Here is a 24,836-nt window from a genome sequence, read left to right as displayed (position 1 = left end):
GCCGCTAGGAGCCCCCACCTGAGGAGTGCCCGCCCGAGGAACTACCACCGGAGGACGAGCCCCTACCGGAGGACGAGCCACCACCAGACGACGAACCCCCACCAGACGACGAACCCCCACCAGACGACGAACCCCCACCAGACGACGAACCCCCACCAGACGACGAACCCCCACCAGAGGACGAGCCCCCACCGGAGGAGCCACCACTGCTGCCCCCGGACGGCGGCTCGGGAGCCTGCTGCGTGGGCTGCGGCGCGATGGTCGGCTGCGGGGCGACGGTCTGCTGCGTCGGCAGCGGGGCGACCGTCTCCTGGGTCGGCTGCGGGACCACGGTCTGCTGCGTCGTCGGCGCGACGGTCGTCGGGGCGACGGTCGTCGGGTTAACCGTCGTCGGGGCGACCGTTGTCGGCGTGATCGGCGCGGTCGTCGTCGGGGTGATCACCGTCGACGGCACCGCGGTGGTCGGCGTGGTCGGGGTCAGAGTCGACGGCGCGGTGGTGGTCGGGGTGGTCGGGGTCAGAGTCGACGGCGCGGTAGTAGTCGGAGTGGTCGGGGTCACCGTCGACGGCGCGGTGGTAGTCGGCGTGGTCGGAGTCACCGTCACGGTCGACGGGGTAGGCATCCCCGGCGACCAATTCGGCCAGGGCGGAATGATGATCGGGATCGGCAGCGGGATCGGAGCGGGCACCACACCCGGGGCCGCGGCCGGGGCCGGCGCAACCGGCCCCGGCACCGTCGGTGTCGCCTGCCTGGGAACTACGCCCTGCACGGTCGGAATCGTGCCGCCCTGGAACCCGGCGGTGGGCGCGTCTGGCGGTGGCGGCGGGACCGGCGCCTGCTGTTGAGTCGGCAACAGCGGCATGAACTTGCCCGGCTGCGCGTTTTGATGCCCCTCGACCGGCTCTGACGCCGCGGTCGGCCGAATCGCGACCGCCACCGCAACCGCCAGCGACGCGAACCCGATCACAGCGAACGCCACCACAGCGTTGCTGATCAGCAAAGACCGTGAACTGAGCCGCGTACCCGCCGGCGCTTCGTCTTCGTAGTCATCGGCAAATTCGTCATCGTCGAGGCCATAGTCGCCGTACTCATCCGCGCCCGTGACCGGCAGCAACTCGTTCTCGCCGGCTTGCGAATAGGCCAGCTGTTCGTCCTCGTCCTGGCCCGACGCCGTCGCGGCCAGCTCCGGGGGCAGATAGGTGGTTGCTTCGCCGGCATCGCCGCCCAAGACCTGCTGAGCCATCGTCGAACCTGCCCCGGCGGCAGCCATCGCCGCGCCGCGGGCTAGCGCGAACGTCGGGTCCTCGGGAACCTCCACACGCATGGTCGAGGCGTCACGAAACTGGTCGGCAATCACCGTGGTGTGCTCCGAAGAGCCCACCAGCAGCACCTCACCGGGCGCACCGCCCTGGTCATCGAGGTGGGTCATCAGCGTGTCGAAAGTGGACGTCGCGTCGCCTTCAACCGGCGCGGCGGCCAGCATCATCGGCGGCGCGTCCCCTCCCCCCAGCACCGACAGGCTGGCGGTCTCCTCGCCGACCAGCAACACGGCGGAGCCGGCGTGCGCCGGGCCGAGCAGCGCGGTGACGGCCTCGGACTCCGACAGCACGGCGACATCGAGGACGCCGGAATCGTCGAGCGCCCGGCGCAGGTCCTCAGCCCTGTCCTGATCCGACCAGCACAACCGAGTGGCGACCAGGTGGTGTCCCTCGTCGGCCAGCAACTGGTTCGTGCCGACTATGGTTTCGGTCAGCACCGCGACAGGGCCTTCGGCCAGATCTACCGAGGATTGGTCGATCACGGCACTGCCTTCGGCGGCCGCCCCGACGAGCGCCAAGCGTGCGATCGGACCTGCGATCGCAACCCCCAACACGACGTCCATTTGCGGTTCTCCTTCGGCTGGCCACCCCGCAACCAGCAATGTCCGGCATCATTACACTGCGATACCGTCGGCTGTACTCGTCATGCGAGCGACAAGGTTGCCCCTGAGCGCAGCGTAACCGGATTCCCGAACGGTTAGGGAACGCTCACCACGGAACCCGTCCGCGGATCACTCGATCTCAGCCACTGCCGCGTCGTCCGAATGGAGAATATGTTCGCAATCGAACAACGCAGCGGGTCCGTCAGGGGGTTCCCCCCACCGCCGGACCAAGCCGGAGCAATACGTAACCTACCTCGATCCCTGGGGGACACCGTGAGTCTGGGCAGCGACGACACGCCTACCGGCCCCATTGCGGGTGCGCAACCGCAACAAGGGCAGTCCGGACAGTTGACACTCGACCTGGCACACCGGCGAAACATGGTCCGGGACCTGACCGGCGGAGCACTGCTGGTACTGGCGGTGTTCTTCCCGTGGAACCTCTACTTCGGCTTTCGCATCCCGGGCAGCAGCAACTACGTGCTGGCGGTGCTGCTGGCGGTGACGCTGCTGTCCCTGATCGCTATCGCGGTGCCCTATGTGGGGCCCTGGCGGCTGTCTGGCACCCGATTTGCTCCCACCGCGACCAACCGGCTGCGTCTCGGGCTCAACATCCCCTATCTGCTGCTGCTGTTGGCGTTCGTCGTCTACGACATCTTCCAGACGATCCGATCCGGTGGCACCGTCAACGTGCCCGGCGGTGTCGGGCCGGGCGGCTGGCTGGGAATCGCCGGCGCGATGCTGTGCGCACAGCCGGTGAGCACCGGGCAGCCCGGCGACAACGAGAACTACGACAACTGGCTGTTCACCGCCCGAATTCTGGGCTACGCATCGATGTTCGGTGCGGCGCTCAGCTCCGGCTTCAACCTGGCCTGGCGGGTGCGGTACGCGCTGCAACCGACGAACTCGGCATCGGGCTTCGGCAGGCAGAACATCGCGGTGATCGACACGGCGCTGGTCTACGGAGTGGTCGCGCTCGTCGCGGTCCTCGTCGCATCCCGGTGGCTGCTCAAGGGCACCAGGGAATACCAGCTGCCCACCATCGCGCTCGGCGCTTCGGCCATGGTCGCGGGAATCATCGTGTGGGTCCTTCCCGTCGGCCGCGAGATCGACGCATTTCACGGCATCGCGCAGAACACGTCGACGGCCGGGGTCGGATACGAGGGCTACCTGGTCTGGGCGGCGGGCGCAGCGATCTTTGCGCCAATGGCGCTGGTGCGCTCCCACACTCATCCGATCGGTAGGGACATTTGGCGGGCAGCGGCCCGAAACGGGCTGCTGCTCATCGCCGTATGGTGCCTGGGGTCGGTGGTGATGAGGCTCACCGATCTGAGCACCGCGGTGATGTTGAACTTCCCCTACTCGCGATACGACACCATGACGTTGGCCGCGTTCGATCTGGTTACCGCGGCGCTGGCGTTCTGGCTTCGGATCAACCTGGTCAATCAGGCACTACCGGCCCGACTGATCTCGTCGCTATGCGGATTTCTGCTCACCCTGACCGTTTCTCGCGTCATCGTGGGCGTAGTGCTCGCCCCCCGGTTCGCGGCGTCACCGGACGCGCGGCCCAACCCGGTCTACGGAAACAATCTCGCCCAGCAGATCACCAGCACCTTCGACGTGACCCTGTGCGGCCTGGCGCTGGGCATCGTCGTTGCGGTCATCATCAGCGGGCGACGCTCAGCAACGCAGACCAAACAACCGGGGCGCCCGCGGCGGCGCCAGCGCCGTACCGGCCAACCCGGGCCGGCCCGCGGCGGGGCCGCCGTCCCATCGGAGGCCGAGACAACCCAATTTCGCAGCCCGGCCGCGCTCGATGCCCACGACGACGCGCCCACCACCGTTTTGTCCGGGCCGGGTCGGGCGCCGCGGATCTTCCGCTCCGGGGAATCCACCGGACCCCTGCCGCCAAAGATCTACCGGCGACCCGACGACCCGTCCTAAACGGCCGCTAACGAAGCGGCGCGAACGCGAAGCCGCGCAAACCCTCGAGTGGCTCCACGGCGGCACGGAAACCCAGCACCTCGGCGGCTCGCGACGGATCGGCCACGATGTGTCGCACGTCGCCGCTGCGGTACTGCCCGGTGATGACCGGCGACAGTGCGTCGCCGCGCGCCTGGCACAGCGCGCTGGCCACCTGCAGGATCGAGATGGGGCGCCCGGAACAGACGTTCGCCGCCACAAAGCCGTGTCGATCCACCTCACCCAGCTGCGCCGCGGCCAGGTTCGCGGCGGCGATATCGTCGACGTGCACGAAGTCACGCATCTGACCGCCGTCCTCGAAGACCTTCGGTGGTTCGCCCTTTTCCAGCGACGAACGAAATATCGCCGCCACCCCCGAATAGGGGGTGTCGCGCGGCATCCCGGGGCCGTAGACGTTGTGATAGCGCAGCGCCACCACCGAACCCCCGGTCGACTCCGACCACGCCAGCGCGTAGTGCTCTTGTGCCGTCTTGCTGGCCGCATAGAGGCTGCGCGGCCGCAGCTCGGCCTCCTCACCCACCAGCCGCCACCTGACCGGCTCCGCACACAGTGGGCAGCGGTGCTCAAACACGCCGGCATCAAGATCGCTGTGCCGCCGTGGCAACGGGTCGATCCGGCCGTGCTCGGGACAGTCGTAACGTCCCTGTCCGTACACCACCATCGAGGATGCGAGGACCAGACGACGTACGCCGGCGGCGAACATCTGTGCCAGCAATACCGTGGTGGCCAGGTCGTTGTGGCCACCGTATGCGGGCGCGTCGGCCGCATCGACCCCCGCGCCCACCATCGCCGCCTGATGACACACCAGGTCCACACCGGCCAGCAAGGGTGCCATCGCATCGGCATCCCGGACATCGACCCGATGACACCCGGGCGGTAACACCGGATTCGGTCCGTGGGCGGCGGGCAACAATACGTCGACGCCGACAACCTCGTGGCCCGCGGCGCTGAGTGCGGCGCCGACCCGGGATCCGATGAAACCGGCCGCGCCGGTCAGCAGCACCTTCATGGCAACTCGAACGGCAGCGTGACACCGGCGTGCATCAGACAGTGCGTGCACGCGCGTTCGGCGGCCACCCGCCCGATCCCGGCACGGACCAGCTTTTTGAGCATCTCGATGTTCTCCCCGAATTCGGCGAAGACGTCGGCGGCCTTGACACCCTCACCGACCGCAACGCCGGCATCCACGTCAGTCACCAAAGCGACTGCCGCGTAGCACAGTTCAAGTTCACGGGCGAGCACCGCCTCCGGGTAGCCGGTCATATTGACCAGGCTGAACCCGGCCCCGGCAAACCATCGGCTTTCCGCGCGGGTGGAAAACCGGGGGCCCTGGATCACCACCATGGTGGCGCCGTCGACCACGTCGGGCAGGTCGGTGACCGCGCTGCGCAGCGTCGGGCAGTAGGGATCGGCGAAGGCGGCATGCACACCGCCGGAGTCGAAGTACGTGTCGGCCCGCCCGCGGGTTCGATCGACCAGCTGGTCAGGCACGACGACCGTGCCCGGCCCGAGCCGAGGGTTCAGGCTGCCGACGGCGCATGGGGCGAACACTCGCCGCGCACCGAGCGCTCGCAGCGCCCACATGTTGGCCCGGTACGGCACGGTGTGCGCCGAGTACTGGTGGCTTGCTCCGTGGCGGGGCAGAAACGCGACTTCGTGCTCCCCCACCGCGCCGATCGTGATCGGGGCGCTGGGCCGGCCGTACGGGGTGTCTGGATTGACGGTTCGTACATCGGACTCAAAGAAGCTATAGAAGCCGCTACCGCCGATCACTGCGAGCATCGGCTCATTGTTGTGCATGCCCCCATGCGATCGTCAGCGCGGGCCGCGGCAGGATGCCATGGTGGCCAATATTGCGCAGTGGATCTCCGGTGCGCGTCCCCGTACCCTGCCCAACGCCGTGGCCCCGGTGGTCGCCGGCACCGGCGCCGCAGCCTGGCTGCACGCCGCCGTGTGGTGGAAAGCCCTGTTGGCACTGGTTGTCGCGGTCGCATTGACCGTTGGCGTCAACTACGCCAACGACTACTCCGACGGCATTCGCGGCACCGACGACGACCGGACCGGGCCGATGCGGTTGGTCGGCTCGCGACTGGCGACCCCGCGGTCGGTGCTGATCGCGGCCATTGTGAGCCTGATGATCGGCGCGGCCGCCGGTCTGGCCCTGGCGTTGGCCAGCGCACCGTGGCTGATTGCGGTCGGCGCCGGCTGTATCGCCGGAGCCTGGCTCTACACCGGCGGTTCCAGGCCCTACGGATATTCGGGCCTCGGCGAGGTCGCGGTGTTCGTGTTTTTCGGCCTGGTAGCCGTGCTGGGCACCCAATACACGCAAGCGCTGCGGGTTGATTGGGTGGGGCTGGCGCTGGCGGTGGCCACGGGCGCGCTGTCGTCAGCGGTACTGGTCGCCAACAACCTGCGCGACATTCCCACCGATGCGCAGTCACACAAGATCACCCTGGCTATGCGGCTGGGCGACGCGCGTACCCGCGTGCTGTACCAGGCGCTGCTGGTCACCGCCGCGGTGCTGACCCTGGCGCTGACGTTGGCGACGCCGTGGTGCGCCGTGGGCCTGCTGGCGACACCGGTGGCCCTGCGTGCCGCGGCCCCGGTGCGAGCGGGCCGCGGCGGTGCCGCGCTGATCCCGGTGCTTCGCGATACCGGGCTGGCGATGATGGTGTGGGCAATCGCAATGTCGGCGGCGCTAGCGTTGGCCGCGTGACCGTGCTGCAGCGGCTTCGACTGCGCGCCGACGGCGGGCGTTTTGGGCGAGTCGCCGCCATGGGAGCACACTGTGCATAAGACCAACCGAGGACGGGTATGGCGGAGATCGCCACCACCAGTGGGATTAGCAGCGTCGGATTGCTCAGTGTGGGGGCCTACCGGCCCACGCGTGTGGTCACCAACGACGAAATTTGCGAGAACATCGACTCTTCCGATGAATGGATCTACTCCCGTACCGGAATCAAAACGCGCCGGTTCGCCGCTCCCGAGGAGTCGGCGGCTTCGATGGCCATTGAGGCGAGCCGGGAGGCGATTGCCAAAGCCGCGCTCACCGGGTCTGACATCGACGGTGTGATCGTCGCTACCAGCACGCACTTTCTGCAGACACCCGCCTGCGCCCCGATCGTCGCGGCAGCGTTGGGCTGCCAGAACGTTCCCGCATTCGACATCTCGGCGGGCTGTTCGGGCTTCGGGCATGCGCTCGGCATTGCGGCCGACATGATCCGGGGCGGCAGCGCCGCCACGATACTGGTGATCGGCACCGAGAAACTGTCCCCCACGGTGGACATGACCGACCGGAGCAACTGCTTCATCTTCGCCGACGGCGCCGCCTCGGTGCTGGTGGGTCACAGCCCGATTCAAGGGATTGGCCCCACGGTGTGGGGTAGTGACGGCGAACAGGCCGCCGCCATCCGGCAGGACATCGACTGGATCAGCCACGCCGAGAACCCGGCCGGTCCGCGCCCGTTCCTGCGCATGGAGGGCACCGCGGTTTTTCGCTGGGCAGCGTTCGAGATGGGCAAGGTCGGACAACAGGCGATGGACGCGGCCGGGGTCAAACCCGACGAGATCGACGTGTTCATCCCGCACCAGGCCAACAGCCGCATCAACGAGCTGCTGACCAAGAACCTGCAGCTGCGCCCGGATGCGGTTATCGCCAATGACATCGAGCACACCGGAAATACCTCGGCGGCTTCCATACCGTTGGCAATGGCCGAGCTACTGGCCACCGGTGCGGCCAAGCCGGGCGATCTGGCGCTGCTGATCGGCTACGGCGCCGGGTTGAGCTATGCGGCGCAAGTGGTGCGCATGCCCAACAGCTAGGGGCGAATTAGCCTGCGCCGGTTTCGGAGCCCGCGCCCTCGTCCGGCGCCGCGTCACCACGCAGTCGGGCGCGTAACTTCTCTCGCTCGGCGCGCCGGCGGGCACCGGCCGTCGCGAGCGCGGCGGTGGCGCGCCGGCGCAGCGGAGCGAACACCCAGATGCCCAACGGCATCGCGATGATCAGACCGAATAATGCCGCCACCACGAGCGGAAATTGGGCCAACCCGGCCAGTCGAGCCACCCCATAGATGGCCGCGCTGACCACCACCGCCAGCAGCAACCGCGCGACGGCGTAGACGGCTACGTCGACGACACCGCGGGTGGTCAAGGTCTGCGGACGGCCAGTGCTATTGCCGCCATCGGGTGCTTCTGACACAGCCCGAGCCTACGGCGCGGGTATATTCGCTCAAAGGAGGTGTCGAGTGCTTTACCTGCTCGTCGTCCTGGTATTGGGGACGTTGATCTACATCGGCTGGCGTGCGGCACGGTCGCAGGCGAGCCGACCGAAGACGCGCGTCATCGGGCCCGACGACGATCCGGAGTTCCTGCGAAAGTTGGGGCAAGGGGGGCAGTAGCCTGGTCAGCCGAAGCTCGGGCTGGATCGTCGCTGGTCCGGACCGAATCCCTCGGCAACCACCGCCGCCAGTTCGGCGAGGGCCTCACGGGTCTCCCGCTTCATCCGGTCCAGGACGATTTCGGCGCCCTCCTCGAGATGTGGGTCGAACGGCACCAGCCGCACGGCACGGCAACGCCGCGCGAAATGATCGATCACCTTTTGCATGTCGACCTTGCTCGAGCGGGGCCGAACGGCGTTGATCACCGCGATCGAGTTGCGCACCAACTCCTCGTAGCCGTGCGCCTCGAGCCAGTCCAACGTCGCCGAGGCGCTCCGGGCCCCATCGATGGAACCCGAGCTCACCACGATCAAGATGTCGGACTTGGCCAATATCGCCGACATCGCCGAGTGCAGCAGTCCCGTGCCGCAGTCGGTGAGCACCAAGCCGTAGAACCGTTCCAAAATGTCCAGGGTGCGGGTGTAGTCGTCGGCGCTGAACGCTTCGGATGCGGCCGGATCGGTGTCCGACGCGAGGACCTCGAACCCGTTCTTGGCCTGCGATGTGTAGCAACGCACGTCGCTATAGCGCTCGATGCCTTCGGCGTCCCGGATCAGATGGCGCACCGTGGCCGGGGTCTCCAGCGGTACCTTCTGACTCAACGTGCCGCGGTCGGGGTTGGCGTCCACCGCCACCACACGGTCACCGCGAACCGAGGCGAAGGTGGAACCCAACGTCGCGGTGATGGTGGTCTTGCCGACACCACCCTTGAGCGAAACCAGCGCAATTCGGTAGCAGCCGCGCATGGGCCGGTTGATCTGGGCAACCAGGTTGTTGTAGCGGGTGGCCCGCGGGCTCTCCCCCAGGTTGACCAACTGACCAGAGTGCACATAGACCAGCCGGCGCCAGCCTTCGGTCGGCGGAGACTTGACCGGCCGCAGCAGCATGCTGGTGGACAACTCCGGATACGGGGTTTGCGGCACCGATTCGGGACGGTATTGGGGCTCGGCGGGGGGCTCGGGCGGACCGTTGTAGTAGGCGCCGTACGCGGTCGGGTCCACCCGCGGGAGACCGGCGACCGGTCCGGTATCCGGTCCGGATTCCCACTGCGCGACGTCGGGGGCCTCTGCGCCCTCCGCGCGTGCGGCCGACCGGCGCTCGGTGCGAAATCCGGCGAAGGCCCGGGTCGGGGCGTCGCTGCCGCCCGCTACCGGCGGTTCACCCAGCTGAGGCGGCTGGTGTGGCACCGGTGGCAGCTGAATGGTCGGATGATCCTTGCCGCCTTCGCCCTGGTAGGCATTGGACGCCCCCACGCCCGCGCTCGGATGGTCTGACACGTCCACTCCCCCTTGCTTGCCGTCACGGGTCGGTTGGGCTCGAACGTCTAGCCCACGCCCGCGTAGGAATGCAGGCCGACCGTCACCAGGTTAACGAAGAACAGGTTGAAGACCATCGCTACAAATCCGGCGACATTGATCCAGGCCGCTTTGCGATCCCGCCAGCCTGCCGTCGACCTGGCGTGCAGGTAGGCCGCGTACACCACCCAGGCGACGAACGACACCGTCTCCTTGGGGTCCCAGCCCCAGTACCGGCCCCAGGCCTGTTCGGCCCAGATGGCACCGAAGATCACCCCGAACCCGAACACTGGGAAAGCGAAGATCGTGGTTCGGTAGGCGATCCGGTCCAGGGTCTGGGCGTCGGGGAGTCGTTGCACCAGGCGGCCCAGCGTGCTCTCGGCGGGTTGACTGTCCGGTGCGCCGAGTCTCGAGGTGCGCAGCAAAAACAGGATGTTGGAGATCCCGGCGACCAGGAAAACCCCGGAGCCTAGGCTGACCACCGACACGTGGATCGGCAGCCAGTAGGACTGCAGCGCGGGCATCACCGGGGCGGCATTCGTATAGAGCCAGCGCCCGGACACCGTGAGCAGGATGAGCACCGGCAGCAGCAGGAAGACCCACAGTGATCGGTATTGCGGACGGCGCAACACGACCGCGCCGGCGATCAGGCCGGACATGCAGGTCAAGTTGATGAACTCGTACATGTTGCCCCAGGGCACCCGCATGGTGGCCAGGCCGCGCAACACGATGCAGGCCAGCAACAGCCCGATGCCCAGGTAGACCACGGCCAGTCCGGCCCGCCCGACGCGCTCGTCCAACGGCCGCCGTGGGCCGTCCAGCACGATTCCGGGCGTCGTGGCGTCGCTGGCAACCGATCCGGCCAGCACCAGTTCTCGTTCGTCGACTTTGCGGCCGCGGACGTAGGCCAGTTCGAAGGCGAGCAGCAGCAGCGCGACCACCAGCGCGACCACCGCTGAGGTGAATGCCCAGTCCGAATACCTGGCCAGGTCGATGTTGATGTTCGCGGTGTTCATGTGACGTCCACCTGGGAGCTCCTTATGGCGGCCGCTGCGGCCGAATCGGGCGTGCCGGGCTCGCCGAGCCCGGCCAACAATCTCTCGGTCAGCCGCTCGAACTCGTCACCCCATCCGGAGTTATCGGTGCGCGCCAGGCCGCCCAGCTCGACGTTCACCGTACCTGGCGCGTCGTTTTCCGGCGTAAGTCGAGCCCACACCCGGCGGCGGCGAACCAGCAGCGACACCACCAGGCCGGCCATCATCGTGATGGCGAAGACCAGCACCCAGGTTTGACCGGGGTCATGGGATACCTGCAGGTTGACGAACGGCACCGCGCCGTCGAAGCGGACGATGGTGCCCGCGGCCGGACCCGCATCGATGCGGACCTGCTGGCCGACGCGCAGGTTGACTCGCTTTTCCTTCACCAGCCTGCCCTGCTCGATGAGCCGGGGATCGAGACTGAACAGCGACTGTGGCCGTCCGGTGTCCAGCCCGGTGTCGCCGCGGTAGACGTCGATGGCCACCGCGGGGGCATTCAGCACCGGGAATCGTGACGACAGCAACGTCCCATCGAGCTGTTCGGTCGGGGCAAGCAGACCCTGGATGGCGATTTCGTGCTGCCGACGCTCGGCGGCGGTGGGATAGCTGCCCGCCGGTGGATCGATGCGCGCCACCCCCGAGGAGAGCAGCGTCTGCGGGTTGTCGGGCCGCCATTGCACGGTCGACGTGCGGGTCTGTCCGTCCGGGAACGTCACCGTGAAGGTGGGGGCGTAGCCGTGGCCCTGCAGGTACACCCGGTCACCGCCGGCCCGCAGCGGGTGGTTGACCGCCAGTCGGTAGGGCCGCCAGGTGTTTGCGCTCAGGTCATTGCCGGTTTGATAGGCGATATCCGCGGCGAACGAGGTGGCTTGCCCGGAAGCCAGGTAGTGGGCCGCGAAATCGTTGACCCTGATGCAGATCGGGTGCAGCGACGTGCCGTCGACGGTATTGCCGGCGCGGAACGAGTCGAAGGCGGCCGGGGATGCCGAGCAGAAACCCGGTCCGCCGTCGGCGATCACGATCACGTTGCCCTCGTAGCCGAACAGCTTGCCGACGGCGACGGCGACCAGCAGACCCAGCAGGGAGAAGTGGAAGACCAGGTTGCCGAATTCGCGCAGGTAACCCTTTTCGGCGGACACCTCGACGGTGGTGCCGGAGCGGCGGATGGCGGTGCGCCAGCCCCGTAACCGGCCGACGATGGTGGCGGCCAGCAGCTCGGGCTCCCCCGCGACCCGGGAGCCGGCGTGTTTGGGCAGCCGCGCCAGGTTGCGCGGTGCGGCCACCGGGGTGGCTCGCAGGCTACGCGCGTGCTCAATCATCCGCGGGGTCAGACAGCCGACCAGGGAGACGAACAGCAACACGTAGATGGCGGTGAACCAGAAGCTGGAGAACACGTCGAAGGCCTGCAGCTTGTTCAACCACGGGCCGATCAGCGGATGGGCTTTGAGGTAGTCGTCGACCTTGCCGGCGTTGAGGCTGCGCTGCGGCACCAGCGCCCCGGGTATTGCGCCCAATGCGAGCAGGAACAACAGCACCAGCGCGGTGCCCATCGAGGTCAGGGACCGCCAGGTGTTGCGTGCCTTCTGGCCGAGCAGACGCAGAATCGCACCAAAACGTGCCGTTTTGGGTGATTCTGCGTCTGGTCGCGCGCTCAAATCGGCAACCTCACGTCGGACACGAAGGCGTCGCGCAGCCAGGAGACCACGTCGTTCCACACCCCGGTGACCAGCGCCAGGCCGACGACGATCAACAGCACGCCGCCGAAGATCTGGATGGCCCTGGTGTGGCGGCGCAGCCAGCCCAGGCCCGCGACCGCCCCCGCCGAACCGAACGCCAGCAGCACAAACGGAATGCCCAACCCCAGGCAGTAGGCGATCACCAGCACGATTCCGCGGGCCACGCTGGCGCCATCGGTCGCGGAAGCAACCGTGATCACCCCGGTCAGCGTCGGCCCCAGACAAGGCGTCCACCCCAGCGCGAACACCGCGCCGAGCAGCGGCGCTCCCGCCACCGTCGTCACCTGACGCGGACTGAACCGCGCCTGGCGCTGCAGCGCGGGGATCAGTCCCACGAACACCAGTCCCATGATGATGGTCAGCACGCCACCGGCGCGCTGCAGCACCAGCTGGTTGCTGATCAGGGTGGTGGTCATGCCCAACACCGCAACGGTGCCCAGCACGAAAACGGTGGTAAACCCGGCCACGAACAGCAAGGCCGAGCCGGCCACCCGCCACCGGACCCCGGCGGGCGCCTTGACCCCGACCCCGGCTGCCCGACCATCGCCGGACCCATCCACACCGACCACCGCGGCCAGATACGACAGGTAACCCGGCACCAGCGGCACCACGCACGGGGAAGCGAACGAAACCAGTCCGGCCAGCACACACAATCCGAGGGCCACCAGCAGCGGGCCCGCGGCGGCAACCTCAGCGAACCCGGTCATTGCGGTCCGGGCGGCGTCGAACCCGCCGCCGGTTCTTGGGCCAACCGTTGCACCACCGGCTGCAGATCCTCGGCCAGCAGTTCACGCAGGAAGACCGCCGCGACCCGGTGCTGGCGGTCCAGCACCAAGGTGGACGGGATGACGGTGGTAGGGTACTTGCCGCCGAAGGCGATAAGCGTGCGCATGGCCGGATCGTAGATCGACGGGAACGTCACATGACGGTCGCGGACGAAGTCCTGGGCCGCGGCCCGGCTGTTGTCGCGCACGTCGATGCCCAGGAAGGACACCCCGGCGGCCCGGGTCTCGTCATAGACCTGCTGCAGCTGGGTGATCTCGGCCCGGCACGGCCCACACCATTGGCCCCACACGTTGACCACCACGACCCGACCGGCGAAATCGTCGAGGGAGAGCGTGCGATCCGGGTCGATCAGGTCCGGCCCCGACAGCGGCCCGGGGTGGCCTCGACTGGCCGGCGGGTCGTAGAAGATGTCGGTCTTGCCGCCGGGGGAAACGAATTCGAATGTGCCGCCCTGCACCACCGCGTCCCGGCCGGAACAACCGGTCAGCAGTGCCGCCAGCACCGCCGCGGCAATCACCAGCCGGCGCATCGTCAAGCGCCTGCCGGCTCGGAGTACACCACGTCGACCAGCCGGTCACCGTCATAAACCAGGGAGGTCACCGATGCCAGCGAACAGTCTCGGCGCCTCGGGTCATGCCACAGCCGCCTACCGGTCAGATGCAACCGCAGCGTCCAGACCGGCAGCTGGTGGCTGACGCAGACCGCCTCGTGCCCGGCGGCGCGAGCGCGCACCTTGTCCACCGCGGTCGCCATCCGCTGCGCGATCTCGAGGTAGGGCTCGCCCCAGGACGGGGTGAACGGGTTGCGCAGCTGCCACCACACCCGCGGGTCACGCCAGGCGCCGTCCCCGGGGCCGACACGGCGGCCCTCGAAAAAGTTCGCCGATTCGATCAGGTCGGGATCGGTGTCGATCGCCAGTTCGTGCGCGGCGGCTATCGGCGCGGCGGTCTCCTGCGCACGCTGCAGTGGAGATGCGACAACGGCGACAACATCGCGGTCAGCCAGGTATTCGGCCACCGCGGCCGCCTGTGCCGCGCCGGTCTCGGACAGGCGGTATCCAGGCAGCCGACCGTAGAGAACCCCGGTGGGGTTGTGCACCTCGCCATGGCGCACGACGTGGACTCGAGTCTGTTCAGCCATCAGGGTCTGCTCTCCGGGGTGGCGTTGGCGGCCGCCCGCGCTGCGGTGGGCAACGCGTCAGCGATCCGCTCGAACGCGGTGTCATCAAGGGCGGCCGAGACGAACCACGCCTCGAATGCACTGCACGGCGGGTAGACGCCCGCATCCAGCAGGGCATGAAAGAACGGAGCGAAACGCCACGTCTGACTATTGCGCGCGGCGGCGAAATCGGTGACCGGCGTCTCGCTGAAGAACACGCTGAGCATGTTGCCCGCGCGCGGAATCTGATGCGCCACACCGGCATCCGTCAACGCCCCGGCCAGCAGCCGGGCCAGCCGATCGGCGTTGGCATCCAGTGCGGCATAGACACCGTCATCGGCCGCGCGCAGGGTCGCCAGTCCGGCCGCCATCGCCACCGGATTGCCCGACAAGGTGCCGGCTTGGTAAACGGGCCCCAATGGCGCCAAGCGCTCCATGACCTCGGCCCGTCCGCCGAATGCGGCCGCGGGCAGCCCGCCGCTCATCACCTTGCCGAAGGTGAACAGGTCGGCGTCGACCGGATCGATTCCATACCAACCGCTGCGGCTGACCCGGAATCCGGTCATCACCTCGTCGACGATCAGCAGCGCACCGTGTTCGGCGGTGACCGCACGCAACGCCGCGTTATAGCCGCGCCCGGGTGGGACCACCCCCATGTTGCCCGGGCTGGCCTCGGTGATCACCGCGGCGATCTGTTCCCCGTGCTGTGCGAACGTCTGCCGCACGGCCTCGAGGTCGTTGTAGGGCAACACGATGGTGTCGGCCGCCGCGGCGCCGGTGACCCCCGGCGACGACGGCAGGCCCAGGGTGGCCACGCCCGAACCCGCGTCGGCCAGCAGCGCGTCCACATGCCCGTGGTAGCAGCCGGAGAACTTGATGATCTTGGACCTGCCGGTGAACCCACGCGCCAGCCGCACGGCGCTCATGGTGGCCTCGGTACCGGAGTTGACCAGGCGCAGCCGCTCGACCGGTGCCACCCGCCCGATCATTTCGGCGGCCAGCTCGGTCTCAGTGGGCGTCGGCGCCCCGAACGACAATCCGTTGACGGCGGCCCGGGAAACCGCCTCGACCACGGCGGGGTGCGCATGACCGAGAATCATCGGGCCCCACGAGCACACCAGGTCTGCGTAGCGATTCCCATCCGCGTCGGTAAGCCAACAGCCGTGCGCTTCGGTGATGAACCGCGGGGTGCCGCCGACGGCGGTAAACGCCCGCACCGGGGAGTTCACCCCACCCGGGATAACCGCGCACGCGTCGGTAAACAGCTGCGCCGACCTGCGCACGCTGGTGACCGCCTGGTCAGTGCTGCCCATGGCAACCAGTGTCCCAGCCTCGCCGACCGGTTCAACTACAGGGTGTAAGACTTGCCGCTGCCTCGTGAGCTCGCTACCCGCGCTCGGCCGCGCCCGCCAGGTCCGGTGGCTGCCTGGTCAAGCCGCGGGTGAGCCACAGCAGATAGAGAAAGCCGATGGCGGCCCAGGACAATCCGACGATCAACGCGTCGGATGCCAGGTGGGCAAGCAGGTAGATATCGACGGCGGCGCCGATCACCGGGAGCACCAGATAGCGCCATCGGGGCAACCCGGCCCCGCGCTCCCGCACGAAGTACACCACCACCGACACGTTGACCAGCGTGAAGGCCGTGAACGCACCGAAGTTGATGAATGACGTCGACGTTGCGACGCTGAGCAGGATCGCGGCCATGCCCACCGCGCCAGTCAGCATGATGTTGAACATCGGGGTGTGAAACTTCGCGGAGACCACGCCGAACACCCGCCTGGGCAGGACGCCGTCGCGACCCATCGCATAGAGCAGGCGCGAGACCGCCGCCTGCGCGGCAAGCCCGGAGGTGAATTGGCCGATGATCAAGGCGGCCAGGAAGACCGCCGCGAACAGATTGCCGCCGATGGTCCTGGCGACACCCTCGGAAAGCGAATCGGCATCGGGAAACGAACTGCCCGGGGCCACCAGGCTGACAACGTAGGCGACGGTGACGAAGATGGCCCCGCCGATCAGCGCGATCAGCACAATGGCCCGCGGGATGGTGCGCTCGGCATCGTGGGTCTCCTCGGTCAGCGTGCTGACAGCGTCGAAACCCAGAAATGAGTAGGCGGCCACCGCCGCTCCCGCGGTGATCGCCGTAAACCCTCCGTTGCCGGTGAACGGGGTCAGTGAAAGCAGTGACCGCGAGTCACCGACCAGATACCCAATCGTCAGCGCCACGAAGAAGGCCAGGATCAGCAGTTGAAACGTCACAGGATGAAGTTCGCCCGGTCGGCGACTTTGAGCCCGATGAGGTTGAGCACGGTGGTCAGGGCGGCAAAGCCCACGATCCATGTCCAAAACGGCACGGCGGGAAACCGGTCTTGCAAATAGGAGCCGCCGATCAACCAGATCACCAACGGCAAAAATAGGTAGTCCAACAGGACCGCCCAGCCGACCATGAAGCCCACCCGGGCGTCCAGCGCCTTGCGCACGTAGGTGTAGGCCGAGCCGGCGACCGGAAAGTGCCGTGCCATCACCCCGTAGCTCTGCGCGGTGAACAGCATCGCGACGGTGGCCAGCAGGTAGGACCCGGCGCTGGCGCCCTTCGATCGTTCGGCGATCACCCCGAAGATGCCCAGCACGATGATCGGCGTCATATACGCGAGACCGAACAGCACGGCCGACCGCTGCCCCAGCGCCTTCTGCAGCTCGGAGCGAGCCCCGGTGGTCACCGCCATCCCCACGCCGCCGTGTGCGCCTCGTCGATCCGACTCACACGGCCCACCTGCACCAAGCCAGGCTAATCGCGATCTGATCCGGGCGACCGAATCTATCCACACCCGGACGTTCATCCACAACCGGCCGCTATGGCGTGGTGGCTACCAGTGCGGACGATCTAGCATTCGAATATGCGTTCGATTGCCGGTCTTCTGGACGCCCTCGATGCCGCTGTGGCGGCGATCGGCGAAGCCCACCTCGAGGGTCTGCAGCCTGTCGAGCGGCTGCGTATGCTGGCGCGGCTGGAAACCGCTCGACGCCTGCAGGCGGTGATCAGCCACGACGTGATCGCCGGCCTGTACACCGAGGATCCCGCCGCCATCGGTGGGCCGGTGACCAAGGTCGTCGCCGACTGGCTACGCATCACCCCCACGAACGCCCGTCGCCGGCTGCGTGATGCTCAACAACTGTCTGCCCGGACCACCCTGACCGGGCAGGTGCTGCCCCGGAACTGCCCGCCACCGCGCGGGCCTGGCGCGACGGTCAGCTCGATGGCCAGCACCTGCGCGTCATTGCGACCTTCGTGCGCGATCTACCGCAGGACACCGCGCCGCAAATCGTTGCGGACGCCGAGAAGCTGCTGGCCCACCAGGCCCTGCAACTGCGTCCCGACCAACTGGAAAAGGCCCCACACCGCTGCGCCCTGCTGATCAACCCGGACGGCAGGTTCTCCGATGCCGACCGGGCACGTCAGCGTGGGTTCACCTGGTGCGCCCAACGCCGCGACGGCATGAGCATCGGGAAACTGATCGCCACCCCGGAACTGCGCGCCAACCTCGACGCCTGGCTGGCGCGCTTCGCCGCTCCCGGCATGTGCAACCCCGACAACCAAACCCCCTGTGTCACTGACGAACCCACCGAAGACGCCGCCGCTACCGACGCCCGCCGCCCCGCCCAACGCCAACACGACGCCCTCAACGCGCTGGTGCGCGGCCAACTCGGTGACCCAGCCCTGGGCACTCACAACGGGCTGCCGGTGACCGTCATCGTCTCCACCACCCTGCAAGAACTCACCGCGGCCACCGGCCGCGCCGTCACCGGCGGAGGGACCCTGCTCCCCATGCGCGATGTCATCCGCATGGCCCGGCACGCCTACCACTATCTGGCCGTTTTCGACGAGCACTCCAACCGGCCCCTATATCTGGGGCGCACCCGGCGCATCGCCTCGCCCGACCAGCGCGTGGTCCTCTACGCCGCCGAGCGCGGCTGCACCCACCCCGGCTGCGACGCCCCGGGCTACTGGTGCGAAGTCCACCACCTCGCCGACTGGGCCGCCGGGGGCCCGACCGACGTCGACAACCTCACCTTCGCCTGCACACCGCACCACAGGCTTGCCGGAAAGAGCTGGCAGACAATAAAACTCCCCAACAGCCGCACCGCATGGCTCCCGCCACCCCAACTTCGTCGCGGCGCCCGCACCAACGACTACCACCATCCCGAACGCCTCTTGGACGACCGGGCGGCACCGGATTGACGGCCGCGATCACTTCTGGGATTGGCCGGCGCGGCCGTTGCCTGCGTGCAGTATGGGTATCACGCTGGCCATCAGTGGTCCATTGGATGAGGACGTGAGGTTATGAGCGAGCACGAAGTGGTGGTTTATTGGCGGCCTGGCTGTCCGTTCTGTTGGCGCCTGCGCCGCGGGCTCCGCCGGCGCGGGCTACCGACCCGAGAGATCAACATCTGGACGGATCCAGATGCGGCCGCGGCGGTTCGCTCAGTCGCAGACGGCAACGAGACGGTGCCGACCGTGGTGGTCGGCGACGTGGCGATGGTCAACCCGACGGCCGGCCAAGTCATCGACGCGGTGCGCACCCAGGCACCGGAACTCCTGGAACAACGCAACACCAGCAGGGGCTGGTTTTCCCGACGCTAACGCTTGCCGCCAAGCCAGCCGGCCACCCGAGACACCAGGCCGGTCGCCTCGCCCTCGGGTTCACCTTCGACATCCACGCCGTTCCAGAACGCGACATGATTCTTGATGCGACGGGCCAGCGGGCTAGGACGCGGATAGAACCAGGCGGCGTCGGGATTCGTACGGCCGTCGACCACGACGGTGTAGTAGTGGGCCACGCCCTTCCAGGGGCACAGCGAAGTGGTCGTGCTTTCCCGCAAGTACACGCGATGCACCGATTCGGGCGGGAAATAGTGATTGCCCTCCACCCTTGCCGTCCGGGGCGTTTCTGCCAGCACGGTTCCGTTCCACACGGCGCGGATCATTGGCCCACCTCCTCGACACTTCTGTCTGATCGATAGTCCACCCGTTCGCGTGCTGAGTGGGCGAATTGCCGCGAGTAATGCCCATGACCTTGAGATCAGCCCTGCGCAACGAGTTGGATGGTGACATGCAATTCCCCGAACGCCTCGCGCGATTCGCCCCAGGGCAAATGACAGCGCCGTGCTACTGACCCGGACTCCTTGAGCCCCTGGTGATGCGGATCGTCGCGATCCTGGAGCGGCCGGTCCGGCTACTCGGTGGACCCGCCAACGCGGTCGTCAACTTCAGCCAGCACACGGTCTCGCTCGTCGCCGTGGTCAGCGACGTGATCCGGCACGGAAAACCGTTTACGGGGGTGGCTTTCAACTCGATTGGGCGATTCGCCCAAAGCGGGATCCTGCGCGACCGAATGATCCCCCGCGTGCTCGCGGCGCCCGAAGATGCACTGCTGGACCAGCGCGGACACCTCGACCCGGCCGCTGTGCTGCGGCATGCGCTTTGCGACGAGAAGCCCGGCGGACATGGGGACCGGGCCGGCGCGGCCGCCGCCGTGGAACTGGCGTGCTGGGATCTGGCCGCCAAGCTCAATGACGAGCCCGCATACGCGACCATCGCGCGCCGCTTCGGACGGGATCCGGCCCCGCTGGTCTCGGTGTATGCCGCCGGCGGCTACTACTACCCGGGCGGCGGCCTGGACGCCCTGCGCGATGAGATGCGCCGCTATCTGGATCTGGGCTATGACGCGGTCAAGATGAAGATTGGCGGCGTGGCGCAGCGCGACGACCTGGCGCGCATCGAGGCGGTCATCGACGTCGTGGGCGCAGATCGGGTGGCGGTGGACGCGAACGGCAGGTTCGACCGGGCCGCCGCGACGCGCTGGGCCGCGAGGTTGGCCCCCTACGGACTGCGCTGGTACGAAGAACCCGGTGACCCATTGGATTTCGAGCTGAACCGTGCGGTGACCGGCTGCTACGCAGGCACCGTTGCCACCGGCGAAAACCTGTTCTCGGTACCCGACGTAACCAATCTGGTCCGCTATGGCGGCATGCGCGCGGGCCGTGACATCTTTCAGATGGACGCCGGCCTGAGCTACGGGTTGGGCGAGTACGTGCGGATGCTCGAGTTGATCGAGGCGCACGGGTTCGACCGCCGTTGCGCATACCCGCACGGCGGACACATGATCAACCTGCACATCGCCGCGGGCCTCGGATTGGGCGGATGCGAGTCCTATCCGGGGGTGTTCCAGCCCTTCGGCGGCTATTGCGATGGCTGCGTGTTGCGCGACGGGCAGATCGTGCCCACGGATGCGCCGGGGTTCGGGCTCGAACGCAAACCCGGCCTTGGCGAGCTGATCAGCGAACTGACGAGGTAGCCTCGGGAGAGTGCGTTGAAGATTGCGATAATCGGCTGCGGTGCAATGGGTTCCATCTACGCCGCCAGACTCGCCGGAGCGGACAACGACGTCGCGGTGATCGACCGTCACCAACCCAACGTCGACCAGATCACCCGAACCGGTCTGCGGGTCAGCGGCCCCGGCACTGACCAGCTGGTGTCGCTGCGAGCAGCCACCACTGCGCCCACCGAGGTGATGGACCTGGTGGTGCTTGCCGTCAAGGCCGCGGACGTGGCGGCGGGCGCACGGCAAGCGCTGTGCATGCTTGGCGCCGACACACCAGTGCTGACCATTCAAAACGGTCTCGGTTCGGCCGAGACGGTCGCCGACATCGTCGGTGAGCAGCGGGTCGCGGTTGGGATCGCAAGCGGATTCGGCGCGGCCCGGCTCGCGCCCGGGCACGTGCACCACAACGCGATGAAAGCGATGCGCTTCGGCGCCTATTCGTCGCTGCCGCACGAGACCGTCGAGCGCATTGCCCACGCCTGGACCGAGGCGGGCTTCGACGCTGCGGCCGTCACCGATATCGCTGCGATGCAGTGGGAAAAGCTGATCTGCAATGTCGCCTACAGCGCGCCATGCGCATTGACCGGGATGACCGTGGGCCAGGTGCTCGATGACGCGGAGATGGGCCCGGTCAGCCGTGCGGCGGCAACGGAAGCGTGGGCAGTGGCGCGGGCATCAGGGATCGCGGTTGCCGTCACCGACCCCGTCGCACACGCGCGCGCCTTCGGCGCCGCAATGCCCAACGCAAAACCGTCGGCGCTGCTCGACCACGAGGCGCGCCGGGCCAGCGAGATAGACGTGATCAACGGCGCGGTCGGGGTGCCGACACCGGTGAACACGACACTGACCGCGTTGGTCAAGTCGGTCGAACGGCAATGGAGTGCAGTGAATTCGGATTAGGGGTTGTCACACGTCGCTGGTTTGGCCCCGGGGCCGCATCCGGCTGTTGCGGTTGATCAGCCTGGTTATCCCGTAGATCCCGAGCACGGCAACCCAGGACAACATGCTGAGCCAGAACTGGCTGTGCGCGGCGTCGTCGAAAGCCATGCGGACCAGCACAACGAAGATGCCGACCACCGTGAGAATCGGCAGCCAGGGAAAAACCACATCCGCACCCGCAGCTTCTCCGGTGGGGTTCGGCCGCGCAAGACGATCTGGGAGAAAGCGATCAGCAGGTAGACGAAAAGCAGAACCGCACCAGAGGAATTGAGCAGGAAGATGAATACCGTGGTGGGCGCGATCCAGGCCATGATCACGCACAAAAAGCCCACCGCCGACGAGGCCAGGATGGCCACGTAGGGCACCCCCCGGCGGCTGACTTTCACCAGCGAGGCCGGCGCCTCCCGTCGCCCGGCAAGCACGAACATCATTCGCGACGCGGTGTAGAGGCCCGAGTTCAGACAGGACAGCACCGCGGTGACCACCACCGCGTTCATGATCTGGTCCGCGCCGGGAATCCCCATGCGTTGGAAGGCCGCAACATAGGGCGAGGTGCCGGGGTCGATCGTGTCCCACGGCAGAATCACGACGAGCAAAAAAACCGACCCGACGAAAAACACCGCAATGCGGGCCATCACCGTGCTCATCGCTCGCTGCACCGCATATTCCGGGTCAGGCGTTTCGGCGGCAGCGATGGTGATGATTTCGGTTCCGGTCATGGAGAAGATCGCGATCACAACGGTGGCGAAGACCGGCTCCACGCCCTTGGGAAAAAGTCCGCCGTGTGAGGTGAGGTTGCCGAAATCCATATGGTGACCCGGTAGCAAACCAAAGGCGAACGCGGCGCCGAGGGCCAGGAACACCACGATGCCGGCCACCTTGATGCCCGCAAACCAGAACTCGAACTCACCGAAGGACGACACCGAGAACAGGTTCGTCGCCGTCATCATGATCATCAGACACAACGAGAGCAGCCACAACGGCGCATGAATCCAGTACATCAGGACTTTTGCTCCGGCGACGGCCTCGAAGCCGACCACGATCACCCAGAAGTACCAGTACAGCCAGCCGACCGAGAACCCGGCCCAGCCGCCGAGGGCGTCGGCAGCAAAGTCGGCGAACGACCCGGTGGACGGATTCGCGGCGGCCATCTCGGCGAGCATCCGCATCACCAGAAGGATCAGCAGACCGCACAGCGCGTAGGTCAGGAAGGCGGCGGGACCGGTAGCGCGGATGACCACACCGGACCCGACGAAAAGGCCGGCCCCGATGACACCGCCGATCGCGATCATGTTGAGCTGACGCTGCGTTAACCCTTGCCGCAGTCCTAATCGGTTATCTATTGACGGCTGCCTTCCAGGAGGTCGGGGCGGTCCAGACCGCGCATCGACCGATTGACTCACGAAACGGGCCACCCCGGCAAATCGGTGTGCGACCGAGTTGCCGGGGTGGCTCGGGTACGTCAGTGGGGCTTGCGGAAGTGCTGGATGCCCCAGGCCAGGTGCCCCTCACGCGCGGAGTCCACCCAGTTCCGCAGGCCGACCCGCATCTTGTCCAGGTACTCGGTGGACGAATGCTCCTCGAGTTCACGACGGCGGGTCTCGAGTTCCTCGAGCACCCGCTGGTAGTGGACCCCCAGGTTGTGCACCAGGTCGATCTGATCAACCACTTCGAAACCCACTGCCAACGCGGTTTCGCGATAGAAACGCATCGAGCCGAGGTCGGCCAGGTTCAGCCGGTCATACACCGGCGCCAGCACACCGTCGGGCACCTCGTCGGCCTGCATCGGATCGGTGAAGATCAACTCGCCACCGGCTTTGAGCACCCGGAACGCCTCCTCGATCACCTTTCGGCGGTCGGCGGCATGCAAGATGGCGTCCTGCGACCAGACGACGTCGTAGCTGCCGTCGGGCTCGGGAATCGCTTCAAAGCTGCCGTGCACCACCCGGATCTTGGCGTCCAGGCCCGCATTGCGGTTGCGCTCCCGGTTCGTCTCGTTCTGCGCTTCGGAGATGTTCAGACAGGTCACCGAACTGCCGTAGTCGCTGGCGAGGTGCCGGGCGCAGCCGCCGTAGCCGGCCCCCAGGTCCAAGACCCGGGTATCGCCGTCGAACCGGGTCAACTGGCGCACCATGCGGTCCACGGTCTTTCTCGCGGCCGCCCCGATATCGCAGGTGTCCTCGTAGCAGCCGACGTGAATGTCCTCGCCGCCCCAGATCATCGAGTAGAAGGCGTTGGCGTCATCGCTGTCGTAGTAGGCCTCGGGCTCGGCCCGAGTGCCGGTCAACGCCGCATCAATATCGGGCTCGGCCAGCGCCTCACTGGCCAAGGACTTCTCCGCGACATGGATGAAGAAATCGGGTTCGGTCTCCTCGTAGGATTCCTGGAAATCCCCGTAGGTGCGCACCGTCGTAAAGCCCGCTTCGCGCATCAAGCGACGAACATAGGACTTCCGCAGCGGAAACATGTTCAGCGTGTATTCCGAGCCGTCCGGGAAATCGTACTTGAAACGAGCGAGGCCCTCATCGACATATTCCGGCTCCGCCGTCACCTGATCACCACAGTAGTAATATTTGTGCTTTGACTTGAACCCGTGATCGAGTATCTCATCATAATTTCGCTGGTCGAGGATGAGAATCCCATCATGGCGTAATGCCGCATAAAATTCGGCCAGGGCCCGACGCCGATCGTGTTCATCATGCAAGTGAGTGAACGAGTTGCCAAGACAAATGGTGGCGTCGTACTTGCCCTGGATGTCGCGGTTCAGCTCCCGCCAATCGGCCTGCACGGTTCGCAGGATGAGGCCCCGCTTGCGACCGTTCTCAAATGCCTTGGCCAGCATCGCCGCCGAACCATCAGCACTGGTCACATTGAATCCCGCCTCAGTGAGACGCACCGAGTGAAACCCGGTGCCCGTCGCGACGTCGAGAATGTTCTGCTTGTCGCGGGCGCGCAGCACGTCAACAAAGAACCGCCCCTCGGACTCGGAGCGAGCATCCCAGTCGATCAGCTCGCCCCATTTCTCCACAAAACTCATCACGTATTCAGCGCGATAAAGTCCCGTTTCACGATCGGACAACGAATCGTCGCCGTAGATTTGATCGTTTAATTGCAGTTCAGCGTTTTCTTGATGGATAGATAAACTAGTCATCTAGCCTTTCTTCTCCG

General features: G+C 67.0%; 22 protein-coding genes and 3 pseudogenes. 9 read left to right on the top strand and 16 right to left on the bottom strand.

The features are described from left to right. Positions 1-4: 4 nt before the first annotated feature. Positions 5-1,882: a DUF7159 family protein gene (locus CKW46_RS06795; protein ID WP_482052987.1), complete on the bottom strand. Its 1,878-nt coding sequence runs from the start codon at positions 1,880-1,882 to the stop codon at positions 5-7. A 312-nt stretch (positions 1,883-2,194) separates the two neighbouring features. On the opposite strand from CKW46_RS06795, the gene CKW46_RS06790 reads away from it, so the two are divergent. Continuing rightward, a complete protein-coding gene (locus CKW46_RS06790; RefSeq protein WP_015354505.1) occupies positions 2,195-3,862 on the top strand; it encodes a DUF7937 domain-containing protein in 1,668 nt (555 codons plus the stop codon). 7 nt (positions 3,863-3,869) lie between these two features. On the opposite strand, the gene CKW46_RS06785 is transcribed toward CKW46_RS06790, so the two are convergent. Both CKW46_RS06785 and CKW46_RS06780 read right to left on the bottom strand, forming a co-directional pair. Continuing rightward, positions 3,870-4,910, bottom strand: a complete 1,041-nt coding sequence (locus tag CKW46_RS06785; RefSeq protein ID WP_012392810.1) for an NAD-dependent epimerase/dehydratase family protein — start codon at positions 4,908-4,910, stop codon at positions 3,870-3,872. Further along, complete coding sequence (locus CKW46_RS06780; protein ID WP_231395752.1) at positions 4,907-5,683, bottom strand: S-methyl-5'-thioadenosine phosphorylase; 777 nt, start codon at positions 5,681-5,683, stop codon at positions 4,907-4,909. Before CKW46_RS06780 ends, CKW46_RS06785 begins: the two co-directional genes overlap by 4 nt. A gap of 61 nt (positions 5,684-5,744) precedes the next feature. Here CKW46_RS06780 and CKW46_RS06775 point away from each other — a divergent pair, with 61 nt between their 5' ends. Together CKW46_RS06775 and CKW46_RS06770 are read left to right on the top strand one after the other, a co-directional pair. Then, positions 5,745-6,617 (top strand): 1,4-dihydroxy-2-naphthoate polyprenyltransferase, encoded by an 873-nt coding sequence (locus CKW46_RS06775; protein WP_020788675.1) that lies wholly within the window; start codon positions 5,745-5,747, stop codon positions 6,615-6,617. A 98-nt stretch (positions 6,618-6,715) separates the two neighbouring features. After that, the gene (locus CKW46_RS06770; RefSeq protein WP_015354503.1) at positions 6,716-7,723 is read left to right on the top strand and encodes a beta-ketoacyl-ACP synthase III; all 1,008 of its coding nucleotides are present in this window, start codon (positions 6,716-6,718) and stop codon (positions 7,721-7,723) included. A 7-nt stretch (positions 7,724-7,730) separates the two neighbouring features. Here CKW46_RS06770 and CKW46_RS06765 read toward each other — a convergent pair whose 3' ends face one another. Beyond that, positions 7,731-8,099 (bottom strand): DUF4229 domain-containing protein, encoded by a 369-nt coding sequence (locus CKW46_RS06765; RefSeq protein WP_161964861.1) that lies wholly within the window; start codon positions 8,097-8,099, stop codon positions 7,731-7,733. Positions 8,100-8,145: 46 nt separating this feature from the next. Between CKW46_RS06765 and CKW46_RS06760 the strand changes: the two genes are divergently transcribed. Next, entirely contained in the window at positions 8,146-8,298 is a 153-nt protein-coding gene (locus CKW46_RS06760) for a hypothetical protein (RefSeq protein ID WP_011738920.1), read from the top strand. 5 nt (positions 8,299-8,303) lie between these two features. Here CKW46_RS06760 and CKW46_RS06755 read toward each other — a convergent pair whose 3' ends face one another. The 9 genes from CKW46_RS06755 to CKW46_RS06715 form a co-directional block, all read right to left on the bottom strand. After that, positions 8,304-9,620: a MinD/ParA family ATP-binding protein gene (locus CKW46_RS06755; protein ID WP_482052986.1), complete on the bottom strand. Its 1,317-nt coding sequence runs from the start codon at positions 9,618-9,620 to the stop codon at positions 8,304-8,306. A gap of 41 nt (positions 9,621-9,661) precedes the next feature. After that, positions 9,662-10,648 (bottom strand): c-type cytochrome biogenesis protein CcsB, encoded by a 987-nt coding sequence (gene ccsB / locus CKW46_RS06750; protein WP_117436559.1) that lies wholly within the window; start codon positions 10,646-10,648, stop codon positions 9,662-9,664. Beyond that, the gene (locus tag CKW46_RS06745) at positions 10,645-12,219 is read right to left on the bottom strand and encodes a cytochrome c biogenesis protein ResB (RefSeq protein ID WP_482053375.1); all 1,575 of its coding nucleotides are present in this window, start codon (positions 12,217-12,219) and stop codon (positions 10,645-10,647) included. The genes ccsB and CKW46_RS06745 overlap by 4 nt, the downstream gene beginning before the upstream one ends. A gap of 101 nt (positions 12,220-12,320) precedes the next feature. Continuing rightward, positions 12,321-13,112 carry a cytochrome c biogenesis CcdA family protein gene (locus CKW46_RS06740; protein WP_015354499.1) on the bottom strand — a complete coding sequence of 264 codons (792 nt, stop codon included), beginning with the start codon at positions 13,110-13,112 and terminating at the stop codon, positions 12,321-12,323. After that, complete coding sequence (locus tag CKW46_RS06735; protein ID WP_015354498.1) at positions 13,109-13,720, bottom strand: TlpA disulfide reductase family protein; 612 nt, start codon at positions 13,718-13,720, stop codon at positions 13,109-13,111. The genes CKW46_RS06740 and CKW46_RS06735 overlap by 4 nt, the downstream gene beginning before the upstream one ends. Positions 13,721-13,722: 2 nt before the next feature. Then, on the bottom strand, positions 13,723-14,331 hold the full coding sequence (locus tag CKW46_RS06730; RefSeq protein WP_011738915.1) for a histidine phosphatase family protein: 609 nt from the start codon (positions 14,329-14,331) through the stop codon (positions 13,723-13,725). After that, complete coding sequence (gene hemL, locus CKW46_RS06725) at positions 14,331-15,662, bottom strand: glutamate-1-semialdehyde 2,1-aminomutase (RefSeq protein WP_482052985.1); 1,332 nt, start codon at positions 15,660-15,662, stop codon at positions 14,331-14,333. Before hemL ends, CKW46_RS06730 begins: the two co-directional genes overlap by 1 nt. 73 nt (positions 15,663-15,735) lie before the next feature. Then, a complete protein-coding gene (locus CKW46_RS06720) occupies positions 15,736-16,605 on the bottom strand; it encodes an APC family permease (protein WP_232047489.1) in 870 nt (289 codons plus the stop codon). Further along, on the bottom strand, positions 16,602-17,072 hold the full coding sequence (locus tag CKW46_RS06715; protein WP_238559517.1) for an APC family permease: 471 nt from the start codon (positions 17,070-17,072) through the stop codon (positions 16,602-16,604). Before CKW46_RS06715 ends, CKW46_RS06720 begins: the two co-directional genes overlap by 4 nt. A gap of 171 nt (positions 17,073-17,243) precedes the next feature. On the opposite strand from CKW46_RS06715, the pseudogene CKW46_RS06710 reads away from it, so the two are divergent. The 3 genes and pseudogenes from CKW46_RS06710 to CKW46_RS06700 all read left to right on the top strand — a co-directional run bounded on the left by CKW46_RS06710 (position 17,244) and on the right by CKW46_RS06700 (position 18,988). Next, positions 17,244-18,586, top strand: a pseudogene (locus CKW46_RS06710) (HNH endonuclease signature motif containing protein). A 102-nt stretch (positions 18,587-18,688) separates the two neighbouring features. Further along, positions 18,689-18,826, top strand: a pseudogene (locus CKW46_RS06705) (glutaredoxin domain-containing protein); the annotation flags it as partial. A gap of 27 nt (positions 18,827-18,853) precedes the next feature. Beyond that, positions 18,854-18,988: a hypothetical protein gene (locus tag CKW46_RS06700; protein WP_499019366.1), complete on the top strand. Its 135-nt coding sequence runs from the start codon at positions 18,854-18,856 to the stop codon at positions 18,986-18,988. Here the strand turns inward: CKW46_RS06700 and CKW46_RS06695 are convergent. Beyond that, positions 18,985-19,332, bottom strand: a complete 348-nt coding sequence (locus CKW46_RS06695) for a DUF427 domain-containing protein (protein WP_015354495.1) — start codon at positions 19,330-19,332, stop codon at positions 18,985-18,987. The two genes, CKW46_RS06700 and CKW46_RS06695, sit on opposite strands and share 4 nt — an antisense overlap. Positions 19,333-19,544: 212 nt before the next feature. On the opposite strand from CKW46_RS06695, the gene CKW46_RS06690 reads away from it, so the two are divergent. Together CKW46_RS06690 and CKW46_RS06685 are read left to right on the top strand one after the other, a co-directional pair. Then, the gene (locus CKW46_RS06690; RefSeq protein ID WP_015354494.1) at positions 19,545-20,702 is read left to right on the top strand and encodes an enolase C-terminal domain-like protein; all 1,158 of its coding nucleotides are present in this window, start codon (positions 19,545-19,547) and stop codon (positions 20,700-20,702) included. A gap of 15 nt (positions 20,703-20,717) precedes the next feature. Continuing rightward, complete coding sequence (locus CKW46_RS06685) at positions 20,718-21,629, top strand: ketopantoate reductase family protein (protein WP_041298788.1); 912 nt, start codon at positions 20,718-20,720, stop codon at positions 21,627-21,629. A 6-nt stretch (positions 21,630-21,635) separates the two neighbouring features. Here CKW46_RS06685 and CKW46_RS06680 read toward each other — a convergent pair. Both CKW46_RS06680 and CKW46_RS06675 read right to left on the bottom strand, forming a co-directional pair. Continuing rightward, a pseudogene (locus CKW46_RS06680) lies at positions 21,636-22,960 on the bottom strand (amino acid permease). Positions 22,961-23,130: 170 nt separating this feature from the next. Continuing rightward, positions 23,131-24,819 carry a glycine/sarcosine N-methyltransferase gene (locus tag CKW46_RS06675; protein WP_117436566.1) on the bottom strand — a complete coding sequence of 563 codons (1,689 nt, stop codon included), beginning with the start codon at positions 24,817-24,819 and terminating at the stop codon, positions 23,131-23,133. Positions 24,820-24,836 lie beyond the last annotated feature (17 nt).

The sequence above is a fragment of the Mycobacterium liflandii genome (genome assembly GCF_022354805.1).
GTDB lineage: Bacteria > Actinomycetota > Actinomycetes > Mycobacteriales > Mycobacteriaceae > Mycobacterium > Mycobacterium marinum.
This window is presented reverse-complemented; position numbering and strand designations above follow the sequence as displayed.

Coding starts and splice junctions, on each gene's coding strand:
- CKW46_RS06730 (WP_011738915.1), bottom strand. CDS start 14,331: ATGGCTGAACAGACTCGAGTCCACGTCGTGCGCCATGGCGAGGTGCAC.
- CKW46_RS06795 (WP_482052987.1), bottom strand. CDS start 1,882: ATGGACGTCGTGTTGGGGGTTGCGATCGCAGGTCCGATCGCACGCTTG.
- CKW46_RS06690 (WP_015354494.1), top strand. CDS start 19,545: ATGCGGATCGTCGCGATCCTGGAGCGGCCGGTCCGGCTACTCGGTGGA.
- CKW46_RS06735 (WP_015354498.1), bottom strand. CDS start 13,720: ATGCGCCGGCTGGTGATTGCCGCGGCGGTGCTGGCGGCACTGCTGACC.
- CKW46_RS06695 (WP_015354495.1), bottom strand. CDS start 19,332: ATGATCCGCGCCGTGTGGAACGGAACCGTGCTGGCAGAAACGCCCCGG.
- CKW46_RS06740 (WP_015354499.1), bottom strand. CDS start 13,112: ATGACCGGGTTCGCTGAGGTTGCCGCCGCGGGCCCGCTGCTGGTGGCC.
- ccsB (WP_117436559.1), bottom strand. CDS start 10,648: ATGAACACCGCGAACATCAACATCGACCTGGCCAGGTATTCGGACTGG.
- CKW46_RS06780 (WP_231395752.1), bottom strand. CDS start 5,683: ATGCTCGCAGTGATCGGCGGTAGCGGCTTCTATAGCTTCTTTGAGTCC.
- CKW46_RS06675 (WP_117436566.1), bottom strand. CDS start 24,819: ATGACTAGTTTATCTATCCATCAAGAAAACGCTGAACTGCAATTAAAC.
- hemL (WP_482052985.1), bottom strand. CDS start 15,662: ATGGGCAGCACTGACCAGGCGGTCACCAGCGTGCGCAGGTCGGCGCAG.
- CKW46_RS06745 (WP_482053375.1), bottom strand. CDS start 12,219: ATGGGCACCGCGCTGGTGCTGTTGTTCCTGCTCGCATTGGGCGCAATA.
- CKW46_RS06770 (WP_015354503.1), top strand. CDS start 6,716: ATGGCGGAGATCGCCACCACCAGTGGGATTAGCAGCGTCGGATTGCTC.
- CKW46_RS06785 (WP_012392810.1), bottom strand. CDS start 4,910: ATGAAGGTGCTGCTGACCGGCGCGGCCGGTTTCATCGGATCCCGGGTC.
- CKW46_RS06715 (WP_238559517.1), bottom strand. CDS start 17,072: ATGGCGGTGACCACCGGGGCTCGCTCCGAGCTGCAGAAGGCGCTGGGG.